Origin of the sequence: Actinoallomurus acaciae, assembly GCF_042429965.1 — a bacterium.
GTDB lineage: Bacteria > Actinomycetota > Actinomycetes > Streptosporangiales > Streptosporangiaceae > Actinoallomurus > Actinoallomurus acaciae.
Map to the genome: position 1 here is coordinate 1 of NZ_JBHLZP010001279.1, position 589 is coordinate 589.

General features: G+C 36.5%; 1 protein-coding gene. It reads left to right on the plus strand.

Translation table 11 applies throughout. From position 1 onward, the window contains the following. Nucleotides 1-45 precede the first annotated feature (45 nt). The gene (locus ACFFNX_RS52080; protein WP_378213906.1) at nucleotides 46-474 is read left to right on the plus strand and encodes a pheromone/general odorant binding protein; all 429 of its coding nucleotides are present in this window, start codon (nucleotides 46-48) and stop codon (nucleotides 472-474) included. Nucleotides 475-589 lie beyond the last annotated feature (115 nt).

Genomic DNA, 589 nt, shown 5'->3' on the forward strand with positions numbered 1-589 from the left:
GGATCAGTGCGACTTAATTCTCTATATTTCTACAATTGAACCACGATGATACGACTAACTGCTATTTTGGTACTGTTTTGTGGAGGCTGCCTATGCGGTAAAAAGCCAGGTATCTACTTAGTGCCTGAGAAAGCATTGCTTCTGGCCAAAACCTACATGGAGTGTGCCGTGGAAACGAATGTCGATCCCGAAACATTAAAGGATTTACGCGAAGGAACTGTTCTGTCAAATGTCGACGAAAACAATTTGAAAAAGTTAATCTACTGTATATATGTGAAAGCGGGATTCGGGAAAAAGAATGGACATCTCGATATCGCTGAAAGTTTATCATATTTCCCTAAAGAAGTTGATATGAAACAAATAAAAGAGTTACTTGAAAATTGTGATAAGAACGAAGGCAAGGTGCCTATGGAAACTTCGACAATGATATATAAGTGCGTTTATAAGAATTTTCCGTATACGATCCTGTTTTAAGCTGCCCTTCAACATAATTGTTCAGACATATTATTTTTTGATGTAATTTTGTAGATTAATGTGCTGATGATATATAGTGTAACGGAGCCGGATATATGTTTATTCAGGTTTAAGA

Bases quoted from the DNA above. Each gene is read 5' to 3' on its own strand.
- ACFFNX_RS52080 (WP_378213906.1), top strand. From the start codon at position 46: ATGATACGACTAACTGCTATTTTGGTACTGTTTTGTGGAGGCTGCCTA.